This window comes from Donghicola tyrosinivorans (genome assembly GCF_003003355.1).
GTDB classification, from domain to species: domain Bacteria; phylum Pseudomonadota; class Alphaproteobacteria; order Rhodobacterales; family Rhodobacteraceae; genus Donghicola; species Donghicola tyrosinivorans.
Map to the genome: position 1 here is coordinate 24053 of NZ_PVTQ01000010.1, position 17816 is coordinate 41868.

A 17816-nucleotide genomic window follows, 5' to 3' on the forward strand; every position below is an offset into this window, starting at 1 on the left:
GCACTTCCGTACGGAACCAAGACGCTTGGTGGTCAGGTGTGCTTTGTGGTCAGGATGATGGATGCGTTTTCCAGATCGAAGATCGCGTCGCGCAGCGCAACATGTGACTGATACTCAGCATCGCCAGCCATGCCCTGCATTGATGTTTCGGGATCGTCGGTCTCGAACAAGTTGACGAGGTCAGCCTGTTGCGCCCCTCGCAGCGACTTGAGCGCCCGAAGCGGGGCATCAACGCGCCGAAGTCCGTTGCGTTCCATCGCCGGGCGGACTTTCTCAAAATACGCCAGCGCGTCTTCGATGGTTTTGCCTTCCTTGAACGGAAGAATGTCGACAAGAATATGTGCCATTTCGCGTCTCCTTGGACTTTTACTTTTCCGCCCCCCAAGTCGCTCCATGGAAGGTGCATCCGGAGGGGGTGATCTCGGGCTTTGTTGCCCGGACGAGGAAAACTTAGTAGTCTCAAAAATGTGACGCAATTTTCTGATATGATACAAATTGGTGCATTGATGAGACAAATGGATTGGGGCGATCTGAAGCTATTTTTGCTATTCGTGCGAAGCGGGTCCACCCGCGCCGCTAGCGCCGCACTTGGGATCAGCCACTCGACTGTTGCACGCAGGTTGGAGGCAATGAGCGCCTTTGCCGGTGCGCCGCTCTATCAGCGGAAAGGTGGGAAGCTCGAACTTTCTCAGACGGGACAGGAGATGCTGGCGACAGCCACGACCATCGAGAACGAAGTCGCCACGCTGGATCGGCGTACCTTCGGGATCAGCCGCGAGATTTCCGGGCCGGTTACGCTTTCAATGGGGGATGTTCTGGCGGTCGGCCCGGTACTGGAAATCCTTGAAGAGTTCCGTCAAGCGCATCCCGATATAGACCTGCGTGTGATCACCAGCGCCTCGCTCTCCGATCTTGACAGACGGGATGCCGATTTGGCGATGCGGTTCGGACACAGCCCTGATGATCATCTCATCGGTCGGAAATTGACCCAAACCGCCCGCGCGGTCTACCTGTCGAAGGCTGTTGTGGAGAAATTGCGCGACGGCCAGCCGTTCGACGATTTCGGGTGGATCAGTTTCAGTCCCGAAGGGTCTTCAGAATCCTGGAAGAGAAGCACTCCTTTCGCAATGCACCCGACCGTCATGCGTATCAGTGACATGCGAACGCAACAGATCGCCTGTCGCGCAGGCATCGGACTGGTTTTGTTGCCTTGTGTTCTGTGCGACCCCGACCCGGAATTGGCGCGCATCACAGAGCCCGAGTTTGTTCCACGTCAGGATTTATGGCTGCTGCGCCACGCGGAACTGCGCGACAACGCCCGCGTCCGCGCTTTAAGCGACCATCTGGTTCACTCGCTTCCGCGACTGATCGGGCTCTTCAGGGGAGACAGTGGCGAGACAATCCCAATGCCCAAACAGGCGAGCTGACATCGCGATGCAAAGTGCCAGGAATCGCGATGCATTCGCGTGTTGTCTTTGGTCCACGCTCATACACTGGAACCGGTCATTTATGTTTTCATTGTGAACGACCGATAATCGCGTAGCTCCCGTCAATTAACTAGTTGATCGCGCCAAAGCGGCGAACGTCCGCTTCAACGACCGAACGATTTCACGGCCGTCGACGCACGACTGCACAATCAACACTGGTCAATAATTGTGTGCGCTTTGCCCGCCACGTGGACTGGTGCGCCGACCTCGTCGGTGAGGCGAACGTTGATGATCGATGGCGCGCCCATATCTTCTCCTTGCCGGATGACGAAGTGTCCACCATGCGGCCAGCATCGGTCCCGCAGGTAGCCCGCGAAGGCAGCCGCCGCGGCGCCAGTTGCCGGATCTTCCAGCACTCCGCCCGATGCAAAGGCGTTGCGCACGACAAAGGTTCGCTCGTCCTCTACGTAGACGATCATAATTGTCACCAGCCCATGCCGCCGCATGACCTCGCGCCCTTGATCCAGGTTATAGTTTATGGCCGCGAGCCTGGCGCGGTCGTGCAGGGCCAGAATGACGTGGTCCGCTCCGCCATGAATTCGCGCAGGTGGCAGGCGGTCGTCCAAGTCGCGCGTTGTAAGGCCGAACAACTCAAGAGCGTCCGCGGCCTCTTCCTCTGTTGCGGCTCGGCTTCGCGTCGGCGGTGAGGTGAGCGTCGCGGCCATGCCTTCCACTGTCGCCTCCGCCTCTACGGAAATGGTCGTGTCGTTCAGGGTTGGATTATAGGTCCCAGCCCCGAACCGTTCGCCAAGCACAGCACCGAGCGCGATGGTCGCATGCCCGCAGAACGGCACTTCTGTTTCCGGCGAAAAGTATCGCGCGCGCCAACCGGAGGCGCCATCGCTGTTCCGCACGGCAAACACGGTTTCAGAGTATCCGACTTCGGAGGCGACGCGCGCCATCTCAACATCGGGGATGGGGGCGTCCAGCAGGACGACGCCCGCTGGGTTGCCGCCACGTCCATTATCGCTAAAGGCGGCGATGCATTGGATGTCCATGATCTCTTCTCGCGTTCTGAGACGCCGGACTGGTTCCCCGGCAAAGGGGGGATCGCAGTCGTTGAAATGAAGGCAAATTCTTCGGATTTAGACGCAAATCGGCAATGTGAACGCAGTGTAGAAGGTGCGAAAGCAAATTGCCAAGTCAATCATTACCGTTCTCAACGCGGACCGCCGCACAGGCTTTTTTAGGATCGGCAAATCGGCTGGCCTCTGTCCCCATTTCATCGGAGACCCACTGCGCCTGTTGCACAATTGGGGAGCGGTTGATGGAGGAGGACCGTTTCCTACAACCGCCTCGCGCTCGTCGACGAGGCCGAGTTGGACGACATCCTCTCGCGGCCGCATGAGCGGGCGGAGGCTCACCCCTCTATCATTAAATCATCGCGCTTGCATGAGCGGATGCCGGGTCTCTCAGCATGTCTGTAGGAAAGTTTCGGATATGCCTGCCCACTGGCATGGCCAGGTAAAAGGGGGCATTTGTGAGTGTCTTAGCGGACGGCAACTTGCGTCCCACATCCCTCATTTAAAGCCACACACCGCCAACCAAAAAGGGGACGCAGACTGGCTGCGCCCCCTTCCGAGGTGTCTTGGATGTTAGAGGTTACTTGTCGGTCAGGATGTCCCGCGCGGCCTCTAGGACGCTGTCGGGGGCGGCGTAGACTTCGGCGACCAGTTCTTGCAGGCCCGCGCCGTCTACGGTGGCGACCTCTTCCACACCCATGCGTTTGCGCATGTCGGCGATGAAGGCCTCATCGGCTGCGGTTTCGTCAAAAGCCTTGCGGATGGCGGCCACGCGGTCTGCGGGTACCTCTGGCGGGAAGACGATGGGACGACCGGCGATCAGCGGCGTAAAGAAGAACTCTAGCAGCTTGGTCTGTTCGTCATTGGTGATGAACTCAGAGATCAGCGGTACGTCGGGGAAGGCGGGGTGATGTTCGAACCCGATGGTGATCAGCGGAAATGCCGTGCCATCCGCCACCCATTCTTTCGCCTTCGCACCGGGGTCCAAGAGCGAGGCATAGCTGAGCATCCAGCCGTCGACCTCGCGGCGCTCCATCGCCAGATAGATCTCGGGCGAGCCCTTGTAGCCGGGAATGATGTTGAATTTGGCCCCCAGATAGCGGTTCATGATCTCTGGGATGGTGCGGTTCTGGTGGGTAAAGCTGGTGGCGGCAATCGCCATCTCTTTTTCAAAGATTTCATTGGCGGTTTTCACCGGCGACTGGTCGTTGGCGAGGATCACGTAAGGATACGCGCCCACGTCGATGCTGCCGACCCAGTTGACTTCGCGCGGGTCGAACTGGTCCTCGATCCCTTCGACGCGGGGCACAAAGACCGATCCGCCAAGCAGCATGGCCATCGCGGTGCCATCTCGCTCGGCCCCTGCCATCATTTCTTTTGCAGCCACCATGCCGCCCGCACCGGGCTTGTTAAAGACGACGATCTCCGGATTGCCGGGAAAGTGCTTTGCCAGATGTTCGACAAAGGTGCGGGCGATGGTGTCAGCCGATCCGCCGGGGGTCGCGCCCACGGTCAGTTCAACGGTTTTGCCGGTGTAGAATTCTTCTGGCGTCTGCGCGGCGGCAGAGGCGGCGGTCAGACCGGTTGTCACGGCCAGCGCCATGGCGCGGCGTATCCAGGTATTCAGCATATTCTCCTCCCAAGAGTTTATTCGCGCGGCGTTTGTTGCCTGTTCTGCGCCCTTTCATGTTGTGCGCTGGGGCGGGCGGGGAGAAATCGGATTGGGCGGCAGGCCCATAGGAAAGCTATGCGCGGAGGATGCGATTGGCTAAGAACCGGTGCAGATTTCCCGCATATCCAATCGTTCGAAAGGAAGGCAGATGATGCCACGGATCGAGACTTTGACAGTTGGCGGTAGCCCGATGGAGGTCTTCCTCTACGAGCCCGCAGGCACCGGACCTACGCCCGCTATCGTGCTGGCCATGCATATTCCGGGTCATGACGGGATCGAGAAGGACGAATTCACCCTCAAAACCGCCGAGCGTCTGGCTGAGGCGGGCTATGTGGTGGCGGTGCCGTTCATTTTCCATTGGTGGCCGAAATCCGAAGCCCGCGATCTGAAGAACCGCGAATTTCGCGATGACTGGACCATTGCCGATCTGACCGTGACGATGGACCTGTTGCAAGGCATGGAACGGGTTGATCCGGCGCGGGTCGGCATTGTGGGTCATTGCTGGGGCGGGCGTGTGGCGTGGCTGGGGGCCGCAACCGACACCCGCTATCGGGCCTGCGTGGTGTTCTATGGCGGGCGCATCCGGCTGGCGATGGCCGATCAGGGCATTCCGGCGATCGAGCGTGCAGGCGATATCCCCTGTCCCGTCGCGGGGTTCTTCGGCAATGAGGACAGCAACCCCTCGCCCGAGGATGTGGATATCTATGAGGCCGCCCTTGAGGACGCAGGCGTCCCTCATGAGTTCCACCGCTATGACGGGGCGGGCCATGCGTTCCAGAATTTCCCGTCACCGGAACGCTATTGCCCCGCCCAGAGCGAGGATGCATGGGGCAAGGCGCTGGCCTTCTTGGGGCGCGAATTGCGCCCCTGACCATTGCGTTAGTGCGACATCAGCACCGGTAAATGGGCGTCCGCCAGAATATCGGCGGTCGGCCCTCCGAAAAGGGCCTCATGGGTGGCCGAATGCTCGTAAGCGCCCATGACCAGCAGACCCGCGTCGGCGTCACGGCACGCATCCAGAATGGTGTCTGCGATGCTGCGGGCGGTCTTTGGCAGGGTCAGGCGGTTGACCGCGATCCCGTGACGGGTCAGCAGATCCTGAATGTCGTCGCCCTGATGGCGGTCATGGGTCACATCGCCCACGGTCAGCACGGTCACCAGATCCTTGGTTTCAAGGATATGCATGGCATCGGCCAAAGCCCGCGCCGCTGCCCGCTTGCCATCCCACGCAAAGACCGCATGTTCGTTCAAGGCGTTGGCATTGTAGGCATGGGGCACCAGAATGACAGGGCGGCCACTGTCCAGCGCGATCTGCTCGGGCTTGGCCCCGAAGTGTTCATGCCCCGGCTCAAAGGCGCGGCGCCCCATGACGACGATGTCATAGGCGCGGGCGGCCTCGACCAAGGTGAAATCGGGGCGGGTCTCAAGGTCCAGAAAATGGGCGGCGCTTTCGGGCAACTCTGCCTTGGTCTTGTCCTCGAACCCTTGGCGCAGGGCGGCGACGGCCTCGGCATCGCGGCTGTGCAGCAGGTCCAGAAGCTGTTGGCTCATGTAGCGGTTGTACTTGACCTCGGAGAGAGCAGGACCGTGGGACACAACGCCCGTCAGATGGGCATTGTATTTGCGGGCCATCTGGATCGCCAGATGCAGCGCGCCCGAGCTTGCGGACTCGCCGGAGTAGGCCAGCAGGATGCTTTTGATCGCCATGAATTCGGTCCTTTCTAAAGGGGCAGTCGTATGGCGTCAGAATAGCGGGCCGCCCCCAAGGGCATCAGTTCGAAACCTTGCAAAAGCCATAACTTCTGTGCTGCCTGCCTTGACCTGCGGGGCGGGGCTAGGTCTGCAACCGCCGCAGCTTTGGCACAAAGACCAAAAGCGCGAGGGTAAAGATCAGGATCAGCCCGCCCATGACCCCATAGGCCACCCGTACCCCCGCCGAGGCCGAAAGGGTGGCTGCTGCTGCCGTTCCCAAGGGCATGAGGCCACGGTTCATGAACATCATGCTCATGACGCGGCCCCGATAGGCGTCTTCAATCGTCATCTGCATGATCGAGGTGAGCGCGGTGTTATAGCTCATATAGGTCGCGCCAGAGATGATCAGGATCAGTGGCGCCAGCACGGCTACCGGATTGGCGGCGAAGGCCAGTAGCGACAGACCAAAGGCCAGCAGCAGGACCAGCATGACGATGCCGCGCCGCAAAAGTTCGGTATAGCCGCCGATGACCAGCGCCCCCAGCACCGACCCGAGCCCCGCGGCAGAGGTCAGCAGGCCAAAGCCGGTCGGCCCCCAATGCAGGGCGTCATGGGCAAAGACCGCTAGCAGAACCAGAAAGGGCTGGCCTAGAAACACCGGAACAAGAGCCACCAGCACCAGCATATAAAGCACCTGCCGCGCCCTCACGTAAGCCAGCCCCGATAGGATCGCGGCGGCAAGGCTTTCCCTTGGCTCAGGCGTTTTCTGTGTCTGGGGCGCGGGCGTCAGGGTCATGCAGTAAAGGGTGTAAAGCACCGCCAGATAGCTGACCGCATTCAGGGCAAAGCACACCGTCAGGCCGAATTGGGCGATCATCAGACCCGCCAGCATCGGTCCCAGCACCTTTGTCGCGTTCAGCGTCACAAGGTTCAGGGCCACGGCGTTGGGCAGCTCATCGCGCGGGACCAGCATGGGGATCAGTGCATGGCGGGCAGGCAGGTTGAACGCAAAGGCCGCCCCGCGCCCCGCCGCGATCAGCGCCAACGCCCAGAGGGGTGTGACACCCGCCACAGCAAGGCCTGTCAGGATCACCGCAAGCGCCATCGATGCCAGTTGGATGACGATCAGCAGTCTTCGTCTTTCGACGCGGTCCGCGATGGCTCCGCCCACAAGGGCAAGGGCCAGAATGGGAATGGCGCGGCAAAAATTCACCACCGCCAGATCAAGCGCGCCGCCGTTTTGCGCCACGATCAGCCAGTTCAGCGCCACCATGTCCAGCCAGTCGCCCGTGTTCGACACCAGCGTTCCGGTCCAGAGTAGCCGGTAATTCCGCCGCCGCAGGGCGGATGTGAACCGCAATAAGCGGGAAGGAGATGCGCCCATAATGACAGCCTTTTCCACAAGGAGCCGAAGCGCCAGTGTGCCGCGCGGCCTCGGCGGGTCAATCAAGCGGCGCCCTGTTTGCACGGGATCAAATGGGGCGGGGGCAAGTTCCGATAGGCGGACACGCCGAAAGACGTGGAAGGGTCGGTCAGGCAGGCGACACCTCGCCCGATTATGACACTTGGAACGGAGGCCGTAATGGCAACATTCATCGGAGACGCGCTGACATGGGGCCACGGCCCTACCACTCTGGATGTGTTTCTTGAGCCTACCTGCGGGCATTGCGGACGCGCTTTCGCCAAGCTGCCCGCGCTGCTAGAGGCGGCGGGCGAGGATCGCCTGACGGTGCGGATATTTCTGCAATCCCAGCCGTGGCATCTGTTCTCGCCGGTGATATGCCGTGCCATTCTGGCCGCGGCGGCAACTGATGGGGGCAAGGGCGCGGCGTGGGATATCTTTGAAAAGGTCTTTGCCCATCGCGACGATTTCATCGCGACCGAACACTGCAAAGGCGCGAATATGCAGGTCTCTCAAGCGGAGATCCTGTCGCGGATCAAGGCGCTGACCGGTGTGGACGTGACGGAGCCGCTCGAACTGAAAGCCGTCACCAACGAGATGAAGCGCCACGCGAAGATTGCCCGTCAGAACGGCGTGCATGGATCGCCCACCTTCATTGTGAACGGGCTGATCAACGACGGGATGGGCAGCCGTGACGAGATCGGGAAATGGCTGGTTGATCTGGGGCTGGCTTAGGCGAGGCGCGTTTCAGGCGCTGTGATCGGCCCCCAGCAATTCCGGTCGCCCGCTGCCCAAGGGGCCGAACTGGGCAAAATGCTGGTGGTGCAGGGTCATCGCCGCGCCGACGGCGGGGCCTTCGCCACTGGTGCCGGTCAGTTCCAGAACGGGGGGCGGGGTCTCTTCTAGCAGGTGATCGCGCAGGGCGCCTAGCAGGTCGCCTTCGGTGCGGCGGGCCATCTCTGCCACGCGGCCCCCGATCACGATCCGCGCCGGATTGAGCAAGGTGGTCAGGATAGCCAGTCCGCGGGCAAAGTCCTGCGTCCAGACAGACAGCACCTTTTGCGCGGCGGCGTCCCCTTGGTCCAAGGCCGCAAGAAACGCGGTCAGGCTGGTGGCTTGCCTCCCAAGGTTGGCGTAATGGGCAAGAATCGCAGGGCGCGAGACATAGTTTTCGAAGGCCCCGTGAATGCCGGTCAGGTTGCAGTGCCCCTTGGTGCCGATCGGCATGTGGCCAATCTCGGCGGCAAGGCCCGTGGTGCCTTCAAGCAGGCGCCCACCGCTTAGGATGCAGCCGCCGACACCGTCATCCATCAGCAGAAATACCGCATCTTGGGTGTCGATCAGATCGGGGCGGCGCAACTGCGCCACGGCAAAGGCGTTGGCGTCGTTGATCAGTTTATGCACGGGCATTTCGCCCATTGCCTTGGCCAGTTGTTCGCGGAAAGGGACCTTGCGCCAGTTCAAAGGAGGCGCGCGAAGGATGTCGCCCGTCAGATCGACAATGCCGGGGATGGCCACATTCAGCCCTTTGACAGCCGCCTGATCGGGCAGGTCGGCGCAGGCCTTTTCCACCATTTCCGCAAGGCGGGCGCTGACCACCTCGGACGAGGGGTTGGGCTTGTCAAAGCGGTGCGTGACCTCGGCCCGCAGGGTTCCGGCAAAGTCCAGCACACACAAGCGCAGGTCTTTGGCCCCCACATCTGCCCCCAGATAAAACGCATAGTCAGGGTTCAGCCGCAGACTGATTCCGGGCCGTCCGGTCTTTTGTTCGCGGTCAGAATTATCTGCCGAGACCTCTTGCACCTGACCTTCGCTGATCAGGGACGCCACGATGCTGCTGGCCGTCGAGCGGGTCAACTCTAGCACGCGGGCGATGTCCGCGCGGCTCATGATCCCCTTGGAAAACAAGGCCTCCAAGGCGCGAGCTTCGTTCATTTTTCTGACCGCGACCGGCATCGACATGGGGCTCTCCTTTGGTGCGATGTTGGCCCGTCTGGCAGGGTCTTTCAACAGCATTGACAGCTTTTCCGACATATGTTTGTTTTGCAACCAAACAAAATAGCGGCGGCCAAGAGGAGACCGTCGTGAAAGCCAAGAAAGAGGAGTTCTGGCGATGAAAGTACCTGCAAAGCTGCTGGCGACAGCGGCCGTTTCCACCCTGATCAGCAGTGCCGCGATGGCGCAAAGCGTTGAGGTTCTGCACTGGTGGACCGCTGGCGGCGAGGCTGCGGCGCTGAACGTTCTGAAAGAGGATCTGGCCGGTCAGGGCATCGGCTGGGAAGACATGCCCGTTGCCGGTGGCGGCGGTGAAGCGGCAGCAACCACGCTGAAGGCCCGCGTTGCCGCCGGCAACCCGCCCACCGCTGCGCAGTTGTTGGGCATGCAGGTCCGTGAATGGGCCGATGAGGGTGCGTTGGGCGATCTGACCGCTGTGGCGACCGAAGGCCATTGGGCCGACGTGGTCCCCAGCGCCCTACAGGATTTTGCCGTGCGTGATGGCAAGTGGAACGCAGTGCCCGTCAACATCCACCGCCCCAACTGGTTGTGGATCAACGCAGCGATTTTTGAGGAAAACGGCCTGACCCCGCCCACCACTTGGGAAGAGTTCAACACCGTCGCGCAGACCCTGAAAGACAAGGGCATCACGCCGCTGGCCCACGGCGGTCAGCCTTGGCAGGACGCGACCATCTTTGACGACGTTGTTCTTGGGATCGGTGGCGCGGATTTCTACCGCAAGGCCATCATCGAGGCCGACATGGACGCGCTGGGATCGGACACCATGGTTCAGGTCTTTAACCAGATGCGCACCGTTCGCGGCTTTGTGGATGACAACTTCTCGGGTCGTGACTGGAACCTTGCCACGGCGATGGTCCTGAACGGCGAGGCCGCAATGCAGCTGATGGGCGATTGGGCCAAGGGCGAGATTGTCCGCGCGGACATGACTCCCGGCACCGATATCCTGTGCGTGACCGCACCGGGTACCGAAGGTTCGTACCTGTTCAACACCGACTTCTTCGCCGCCTTTGATGTGAGCGACGACAATCAGGCCGCACAAAGCGCGCTGGCCGCCTCGGTCATGTCGCCGGCCTTCCAAGAGGCGTTCAACCTTGTCAAAGGCTCGATCCCTGCGCGGACCGACGTGGCCCCCGATAACTTTGACGCCTGCGGTCAAAAGGCGATGGCCGACATCAAAGAGGCCGAAGCCAATGGCACCCTGCTGGGATCGCTGGCCCACGGCCACGGTCAGACCTCGGCGGTGCAGCGGGCAATCTTTGACGTGGTGACCGAGCATTTCAACTCGGACATGAGCGCCGAAGACGCTGTGGAAGAGCTGCAAATCGCAGTGGAATCCGCGCAGCTCTAACGCGGCAAGCCGGAACAGGGGCGCGGCGTGCTTCCCTTCGCGGTCCTGTTCCTCGGGCGAAGCTCTGGCGTCGCCCGTCTTTCCCAGACGTCTCACCCCGAAGGAGGCCGCCTTGGCCCGATCCGCCTCTTCCGCGCGGGCAGCGTTGCGCAATCTGTTGCCGCGCCTTGTCCTGAGCCCCAGCGTCGCCCTGATCGCGATCTTTGTGTACGGGTTCATCGCCTTCACCAGCTATCTGTCCTTTTCAGACAGCCGCATGTTGCCAAGCTATGGCTGGGTGGGGCTGTCGAACTATGAAAAACTGTTTTCCCTGCGCACATGGGACATTGCCCTGAACAACTTGGCAGTGTTCGGCATCCTGTACATCGCGATCTGTTGTGTGCTGGGTTTGATGCTGGCGATCCTCTTGGACCAGCGCATCCGCGCCGAGGGGTTCATCCGCACCATCTACCTCTACCCGATGGCCCTGAGTTTTATTGTCACCGGCGTGGCGTGGAAATGGTTTCTGGATCCCGGCATCGGCCTTGAGGCGGTGATGCATGACTGGGGCTGGACCAGCTTCAAGTTCGACTGGATCAAGAACCGCGATATGGCGATCTACACGGTGGTCATCGCGGCGGTCTGGCAGACCTCTGGCTTTGTGATGGCCACCTTTCTGGCCGGTCTGCGCGGCATCGATGCAGAGATGCTGCGGGCGGCCGAGGTGGACGGGGCCTCGACCTTTGCGCTGTATCGCCGGATCGTGATCCCGCAGCTGCGCCCTGCTTTTCTGTCGGCCTTTGTGGTGCTGGCCCATATGGCGATCAAGTCTTACGACCTAGTGGTTGCCCTGACCAACGGCGGCCCCGGTACGGCAACCGAAGTGCCAGCCACCTTTATGTATTCCTACACTTTCACCCGAAACCAGATGGGGATCGGGGCGGCCTCGGCCGAGATCATGCTGCTGACCATTGCTGCCGTGATCGTGCCCTACCTCTGGTCCGAACTGCGGGAGAAGCGCTGATGTCCATACCCCTCTCATTCGGCCGTATCAGCCTTTACCTGCTGCTGGGTCTGTTCTGCATTTACTACCTGCTGCCTCTCTACGTGATGGTGGCCAATTCCCTGAAGCCGTTGGACGAGATCACCTCGGGAGGGATGATGGCGCTGCCCTCTGACTGGACGCTGGCCCCGTGGCGGTCAGCATGGTCCGAGGCGCAGGTGGGCGTTGAGGCCACCGGCCTGCGCCCCTATTTCACCAACTCTCTGGTGATGGTGGTGCCTGCGGTCATGATCACCACCCTGATGGGCGCGCTGAACGGTTATGTGCTGACGAAATGGCGGTTTCGGGGCGATACGCTGATCTTTGGCCTGATCCTTTTCGGCTGCTTTATCCCGTTCCAGATCGTGCTGATCCCGATGGCCCGAACGCTGGGTCTGCTGGGGTTGTCGGGCACAGTGCCGGGTCTGGTCTTTGTCCATGTGATCTACGGGATCAGCTTTTCCACCCTTTATTTCCGCAACTACTACGCGGCCTTCCCGACCGAACTGGTGCGGGCGGCAGAGATCGACGGGGCGGGGTTCTTTACCATCTTCCGCCGTATCCTTTTGCCCAATTCCGGCCCTATCGCGGTGGTCTGCGTGATCTGGCTGTTCACCAACATCTGGAACGACTTTCTGTTCGGGGCCTCATTCTCGGACTTTGACAGCCAGCCGATGACAGTTGCCCTGAACAATCTGGTCCAGTCCTCGACCGGCGTGAAGGAATACAACGTTCACTTTGCCGGCGCGATCATGGCCGCCTTGCCCACCCTCTTTGTCTACGTCGTCGCGGGCCGCTTTTTCGTGCGCGGGCTGATGACCGGCTCTGTGAAAGGATAAGCCTCATGGGTTTTCTTGATATCGACAATGTCACCAAATCCTACGGCTCGGTTCAGGTGCTGAATTCCACGCAGATCGAGGTTGAGGAAGGCGAGTTTCTGGTGCTGGTCGGCCCATCGGGCTGCGGCAAGTCCACGTTGCTGAACATGATTGCGGGGCTGGAAAAGGTCTCGGACGGGGAAATCCGCATCAACGGGACGCGCGTGAATGAGGTCCGCCCTGCCGACCGCAACATCGCGATGGTGTTCCAAAGCTACGCCCTTTACCCCAACATGACCGTGCGCGGGAACATCAGCTTTGGGATGGAAATGCACGGCGTTCCCAAACCCGAGCGTGAGGCCAAGATCGCCGAAGTGGCCGAGCTGTTGCAGATCACCCATCTGCTGGACCGCAAGCCCGGCCAGTTGTCGGGTGGCCAGCGTCAGCGGGTGGCGATGGGCCGCGCTTTGACCCGTTATCCGGACGTGTTCCTCTTTGACGAGCCCCTGTCGAACCTTGACGCGAAACTGCGCGTAGACATGCGGACCGAGATCAAAAAGCTGCACCAGAAGCTGGGAACCACCATCGTCTATGTGACCCACGACCAGATCGAGGCGCTGACCCTCTCGACCCGCATTGCGGTGATGTTCGGCGGCGATGTGCAGCAGTTGGGCACGCCACAAGAGATCTACGACAACCCTGCCAATATGTTCGTGGCCGGTTTTATGGGCAGTCCCGCCATGAACCTTCTGCCCGCGCGGCTGCTGCGTCAGGACGGTGTGATGTGCGCCGGTCTGAAGCTGGCCGACGGGTCCGAGGTGCTGCTGCCCTTCCCGCGTGCAGAAGGGCTGGACCGCTATGCGGGCCGCGAGATCGTGCTTGGCATCCGCCCCGAGGCGATGACCGATCCCGAAGGCGCGGACCGCGATAGCCCCGCTTTGGCGCAGGTCGATCTGCCGGTGGATGTGGTCGAGCCTGCGGGCAGCGACACCTTTGTCACCGTCTCGCTTGGCGGGCGTGATGCGATTGGCCGGTTCAGGGCGCACACGCAGGCCCGCGCCGGTCACCCTGCCCGCTTTGCCTTCGATATGGCCAAGGCCGTGGCCTTTGATCCCAAGACAGAGGCGCGGCTGGCCTGAGCCATTGCAACCTTTCAGCCCATGTTTGGGCCAATGATTTCAAAGACAACTCCTTAAGGGAAAACAAGCATGTACACCTTTGACAAAGGCCCCATCCTCGTGACTGGCGCCAGTGGCGGTATCGGCGGCGAGACCGTCCGCCAGCTTTGCGCCGCTGGGGCCGACGTGATCGCCAATGGCCGCAATGAAGTGGCGCTGGCTGCCCTCAAGGCCGAGACCGGCTGCAAGACGTTGCCCTTCGATCTGACCTCGGAAGACAGTATCAAGGCCGCTCTGGAAGGGCTGGACCTTTACGGTGTGGTCAACTGCGGTGGTTGGGGCGGCGAGATCGCCACGCCAATGGACACCGACATCGAGGTCTTTGACAAAGTGATCAGCATCAACGCCCGTGGTGCTTTGCTGGTCACCAAATACGCCAGCCAAAGCATGGTGCGTCTGAAAAAGGGCGGGGTGATCGTCAACGTCTCAAGTCAGGCGTCGCTGGTGGGGCTGCGCGGGCACATTTCATATGGCTCGTCCAAGGCGGCGCTGGACAACATCACCCGCGTCTCGGCGCTGGAGTTGGGCGAATACGGTATTCGCGTGAACAGCGTGAACCCCACCGTGGTCATGACGCCCATGTCCGCGTGGTACTGGGGTCGCCCCGAGGTGGAAAAGCCGTTCTTGGACACCATGCCCCTTGGCCGTTGGGCCACCGAGGCCGAGATCGCCGCGCCCATCGTGTTCCTGCTGTCCGATGCGGCCTCGATGATTTCGGGGGTCACGCTGCCGATTGATGGCGGCTTTACCGCTGTTTGATCCAACGCGCCGCCTCTGAACGGGGCGGCGCATCTTTCTTTTTCCGGAACCCCGAAGATGATCCCCTTGTCCCTTGCAACGCTGGCCGATGTGCCTGCGGATGTGGCCCGCCCCACCTATGACCGCAGCAATCTGCGCGCCGGTATCCTGCACATCGGTGTGGGCAATTTCCACCGCTCCCATATGGCGGTCTATCTGGACCGGCTGATGAACATGGGCCTTGCTCATGATTGGGCCATTGTCGGCGCCGGCCTGCGTGCGGGTGATGCCGACATGCGAGACCGTTTGGCCGCGCAGGATTGGCTGACCACGGTTGTGGACCGCGATGGGACAGGGGAAAGCGCGCGGATCACTGGCGCGATGGTGGATTACTGCCCCGTCGATCCCGCCGCAATCCTTGCGGCCATGTCTGATCCTTTGATCCGCATCGTGTCTCTGACCGTGACCGAGGGCGGGTATTTTCTGGGGCGCGGCGGCGCGGTGCGCTTGGATGATCCGGCGTTGCATGCAGATATCGCCAACCCCGATGCGCCAAAGACGGTCTTTGGCCTGATCATCGCCGCCTTGCGTCAACGGCGTGACGCGGGACAGCCTGCCTTCACGGTCCTGTCCTGTGACAACGTGCAAGGCAACGGTGACATCACCCGCCGCGTGACGCTGGCCGTCGCTGAGGCCCAAGACCCCGAGCTGGCCGGTTGGATCGCGGCCCATGTGGCCTTTCCCAACGGGATGGTGGATTGCATCACCCCCCGCTCTGGTCCGCGCGAACTGGCGCTGGTGCAGGATTGCTTTGGCGTCCGCGATGCCGCCCCTGTGGTGTGCGAGCCCTTTCGCCAGTGGGTGATAGAGGATCATTTTCCCGCCGGTCGCCCCCCCTTGGAAAAGGTCGGCGTGACCTTTGTGGATGACGTAAAGACCCATGAAATCATGAAGCTGCGGCTCTTGAACGCCAGTCATGCCTCGCTTTGTTATGCGGCGGCGCTGATGGGTTATGCCCATGTGGATCAGGCGATGGCCGATCCGGTCTTGTCGGGCTGGTTGAAGGCGCTGCCAACGCGCGAAACGATCCCCACCCTAGAGCCGATCGAAAGCGTCGATTACGCCGCGTATCTGGACAGCGTGCTGCACCGCTTTGGTAATCCGGCCATTGCGGACACGATTGCACGGCTGGCGCAGGACGGCTCGGACCGGCAGCCCCAGTTCATCCTGCCAACATTGCGTGATGCCCTTGCGCGGGACCTGCCCATCGACGGGCTGGCGTTAGAACTGGCGATCTGGATGCAATTCTGCTCCGCCCCGCCGATCCCGCTTGAGGATCCGATGGCCGCCGCTTTGCAAGCGGCAGCGCAAAGCGGGCCTCAGGCGTTTCTTGGCCAGACCGCGGTCTTTGGGCATTTGGGCCAGAACCCGCGTCTGCGGGCGGCGGTCGCTGCGGCCTATGAGGGGCTGCAACAAGAAGGCGTAGAGGCGATGTTGAGCCGCTACCTGACGACTGCGCCCACCAATCAGGTCAGCGCCTAATCCGGTACCAGCGCGCTTTGGCGGCTGACGCCGTGGGCCTCCAGAATGTCGCCCACCCCGCCAGTCGTGGCCAGTTGGCCCAGAAACTCCCGCAGGTGAGCCGCCGCTTGCGGGCGGCCCTTCACGATGGCCATGGCTTGGCGGATTTCCATGAACGGCGGGCGTAATGTGCGTGTGCCGAGGCGCAAGGCGGCCTCGGCGTCCATCACATCGCCAATGCCTGCCGCCGCGCTGATCTGGCCCGTGTCCAAGGCGGCCAGCATGGCGTAGATGTCGGGGAAAACCACCAGATGTTCGGCCCCTGCTTTGCGCTGCAAGGTCAGCGAATAGGCCGAGCCTTCGACTGTGCCCACAGGCGCGCCCGAGGCAACCAGTTCGTCCGACGTCGCTGCTGTGCAATCGGGACCGGCAAGGTAGCGCCCTTCGATGCGGACGTAAGGGTGGGTGAAATCCAACACCTCGGCCCGCTTGGGGTCCACGGCCAGAAAACACACGTCCCATGCGTCTGCGGTGGCGCTGTTCGAGACATCAACCGCCCGCTCATATTCGATGAACTCTACGGGTAGCGACAGTTCAGCCCCAAGCGCCCGCGCCAGATCGACCGAGATCCCCTGCGGGCTGCCATCTGCCGCGCGGCCCACCAAAATCCGGTTCCCGTGGTTCAACGCCACCCGCAGGGTGCCGGTCGGGGCGTATTCGGTTGTCAGATCGTGCATGGGGCGCTCCTGTCGTGGATGTTGCACTCATTTATTGGTTTAATGCATTTCAAAATGCAATATGCAATTTCACCCGTCGAATAAGCAGCCGAAATTACCCCGCAAACGGGCCGTATGGCAGGTCATCAGATAAAAAGGCTACTCGGCCTCGGAGGCTTGGCGCGAGCCTGAGGTCCAATCCCAGACCACGGGCGATTTGCGCTTCAATGCGCCTGATAGATGGCGGCGCATGAAATACGAGGCTTCGGCGATCTCGCCCCGCTCAAGCAAGTCGATCAGCTCCAGATGTTCGGTGCATTGCACGGTCAGGCGTTCGCGATCTACGCGCGATCGGTATTCCATCAGGCGGCGCATCCGGTTTACTCGTTCTAATGCAGTGACAAAAAACGGATTGTGAGACATCTGGCAGATGATCTCGTGGAAGTTGGCCCCGTTATCAAGAAGGCGCTCGACCGGAGTTGTGGCGATGTCGCTGTCCAGCATTTTTGACTGGATGCGCTTTTGCTCTTCCAGTGCCTCGCGGTTGATTTCAAAGCCGGGTTCCAGCAGCGCGGCGGGTTCAATCGCCATGCGGAAACGGTAAATCTCGTCAAAGGCTTCGGCGTTTTTGGCCACGGGCAGCAGACGCCAGCCATAGCCCTCTTTGCGCTCGGCCCATCCTTCGCGGGCGGCGCGGGCCAGCATCTCGGTCAGGCGGGCCTTGGTCCAATCGTATTTCTGGCGCAGGGTCTGTTCGGTCACCACCTCTGGCAGGCGGTCGGTCAGCCAATCCTCGGCGAACTGCTGGTAGTCGCTGCTATCGGTGCCAAAGTTTCCGGCCGCCTCGTCGATGGCGTCCTTGGGAATATTCTCTGAGACGAAATAGCCCCGATTGGGGAAATGTTCAAGAAAACCAATCTCTTGCAAGTGGACCAAAGCATCACGGACGGGCGTGCGCGAGACCTGATAACGGTCCGCAATCTGCTGGGTCCGCACGTGGCTGCCAGAGGCCAGATCGCCGCTCAGGATATCCTGAACAACGCGGTTCGAGATGCGATTGGCAAGCTCGCTGGTGGTCATTTGGCAGCCCTCATTGGTCGTCGGTCGAGTCGCCTAGTTGTGGCAACCAAACCGTATCCAGACAAGCAAAATCACCCGAAATCCGTTCGATTGCATTTGGTTTTG

Annotated in this window: 17 protein-coding genes; 9 read left to right on the plus strand and 8 right to left on the minus strand. The window is 61.2% G+C overall.

Annotated features, from left to right (window positions below):
* Nucleotides 1-32 precede the first annotated feature (32 nt).
* Nucleotides 33-347 carry a hypothetical protein gene (locus CLV74_RS14065; protein ID WP_106265915.1) on the minus strand — a complete coding sequence of 105 codons (315 nt, stop codon included), beginning with the start codon at nucleotides 345-347 and terminating at the stop codon, nucleotides 33-35.
* A 168-nt stretch (nucleotides 348-515) separates the two neighbouring features.
* On the opposite strand from CLV74_RS14065, the gene CLV74_RS14070 reads away from it, so the two are divergent.
* Nucleotides 516-1427, plus strand: a complete 912-nt coding sequence (locus CLV74_RS14070) for a LysR family transcriptional regulator (RefSeq protein ID WP_170108062.1) — start codon at nucleotides 516-518, stop codon at nucleotides 1425-1427.
* Between the two features lie 209 nt (nucleotides 1428-1636).
* Here the strand turns inward: CLV74_RS14070 and CLV74_RS14075 are convergent, their stop codons facing one another.
* Complete coding sequence (locus CLV74_RS14075) at nucleotides 1637-2485, minus strand: PhzF family phenazine biosynthesis protein (RefSeq protein WP_106265919.1); 849 nt, start codon at nucleotides 2483-2485, stop codon at nucleotides 1637-1639.
* 604 nt (nucleotides 2486-3089) lie between these two features.
* Complete coding sequence (locus tag CLV74_RS14085) at nucleotides 3090-4139, minus strand: Bug family tripartite tricarboxylate transporter substrate binding protein (RefSeq protein ID WP_106265921.1); 1050 nt, start codon at nucleotides 4137-4139, stop codon at nucleotides 3090-3092.
* Nucleotides 4140-4332: 193 nt separating this feature from the next.
* Between CLV74_RS14085 and CLV74_RS14090 the strand changes: the two genes are divergently transcribed.
* On the plus strand, nucleotides 4333-5052 hold the full coding sequence (locus CLV74_RS14090; RefSeq protein ID WP_170108063.1) for a dienelactone hydrolase family protein: 720 nt from the start codon (nucleotides 4333-4335) through the stop codon (nucleotides 5050-5052).
* 8 nt (nucleotides 5053-5060) lie between these two features.
* Here the strand turns inward: CLV74_RS14090 and CLV74_RS14095 are convergent, their stop codons facing one another.
* Together CLV74_RS14095 and CLV74_RS14100 are read right to left on the minus strand one after the other, a co-directional pair.
* On the minus strand, nucleotides 5061-5888 hold the full coding sequence (locus CLV74_RS14095; protein ID WP_106265925.1) for a universal stress protein: 828 nt from the start codon (nucleotides 5886-5888) through the stop codon (nucleotides 5061-5063).
* A 127-nt stretch (nucleotides 5889-6015) separates the two neighbouring features.
* Nucleotides 6016-7257, minus strand: a complete 1242-nt coding sequence (locus CLV74_RS14100) for an MFS transporter (RefSeq protein ID WP_170108064.1) — start codon at nucleotides 7255-7257, stop codon at nucleotides 6016-6018.
* 198 nt (nucleotides 7258-7455) lie between these two features.
* Here CLV74_RS14100 and CLV74_RS14105 point away from each other — a divergent pair, with 198 nt between their 5' ends.
* Nucleotides 7456-8010: a DsbA family protein gene (locus tag CLV74_RS14105; RefSeq protein WP_106266196.1), complete on the plus strand. Its 555-nt coding sequence runs from the start codon at nucleotides 7456-7458 to the stop codon at nucleotides 8008-8010.
* A 12-nt stretch (nucleotides 8011-8022) separates the two neighbouring features.
* Here CLV74_RS14105 and CLV74_RS14110 read toward each other — a convergent pair whose 3' ends face one another.
* On the minus strand, nucleotides 8023-9237 hold the full coding sequence (locus tag CLV74_RS14110; RefSeq protein ID WP_170108065.1) for an ROK family transcriptional regulator: 1215 nt from the start codon (nucleotides 9235-9237) through the stop codon (nucleotides 8023-8025).
* Between the two features lie 151 nt (nucleotides 9238-9388).
* Between CLV74_RS14110 and CLV74_RS14115 the strand changes: the two genes are divergently transcribed.
* From CLV74_RS14115 to CLV74_RS14140, 6 genes are all read left to right on the plus strand, one after another.
* Nucleotides 9389-10639 (plus strand): ABC transporter substrate-binding protein, encoded by a 1251-nt coding sequence (locus tag CLV74_RS14115; RefSeq protein ID WP_106265931.1) that lies wholly within the window; start codon nucleotides 9389-9391, stop codon nucleotides 10637-10639.
* Nucleotides 10640-10751: 112 nt separating this feature from the next.
* Nucleotides 10752-11642: a carbohydrate ABC transporter permease gene (locus tag CLV74_RS14120; RefSeq protein ID WP_106265933.1), complete on the plus strand. Its 891-nt coding sequence runs from the start codon at nucleotides 10752-10754 to the stop codon at nucleotides 11640-11642.
* Entirely contained in the window at nucleotides 11642-12499 is an 858-nt protein-coding gene (locus CLV74_RS14125; protein WP_106265935.1) for a carbohydrate ABC transporter permease, read from the plus strand. The genes CLV74_RS14120 and CLV74_RS14125 overlap by 1 nt, the downstream gene beginning before the upstream one ends.
* A gap of 5 nt (nucleotides 12500-12504) precedes the next feature.
* Nucleotides 12505-13617: an ABC transporter ATP-binding protein gene (locus tag CLV74_RS14130; RefSeq protein WP_106265937.1), complete on the plus strand. Its 1113-nt coding sequence runs from the start codon at nucleotides 12505-12507 to the stop codon at nucleotides 13615-13617.
* Nucleotides 13618-13686: 69 nt separating this feature from the next.
* The gene (locus CLV74_RS14135; protein WP_106265939.1) at nucleotides 13687-14415 is read left to right on the plus strand and encodes an SDR family oxidoreductase; all 729 of its coding nucleotides are present in this window, start codon (nucleotides 13687-13689) and stop codon (nucleotides 14413-14415) included.
* Nucleotides 14416-14472: 57 nt separating this feature from the next.
* Entirely contained in the window at nucleotides 14473-15936 is a 1464-nt protein-coding gene (locus CLV74_RS14140; RefSeq protein ID WP_170108066.1) for a mannitol dehydrogenase family protein, read from the plus strand.
* On the opposite strand, the gene CLV74_RS14145 is transcribed toward CLV74_RS14140, so the two are convergent.
* Nucleotides 15933-16652, minus strand: coding sequence for a transporter substrate-binding domain-containing protein (locus CLV74_RS14145; protein WP_106265941.1), 720 nt, complete (start codon nucleotides 16650-16652; stop codon nucleotides 15933-15935). The two genes, CLV74_RS14140 and CLV74_RS14145, sit on opposite strands and share 4 nt — an antisense overlap.
* 138 nt (nucleotides 16653-16790) lie before the next feature.
* On the minus strand, nucleotides 16791-17711 hold the full coding sequence (locus CLV74_RS14150) for a GntR family transcriptional regulator (RefSeq protein ID WP_106265943.1): 921 nt from the start codon (nucleotides 17709-17711) through the stop codon (nucleotides 16791-16793).
* Nucleotides 17712-17816 lie beyond the last annotated feature (105 nt).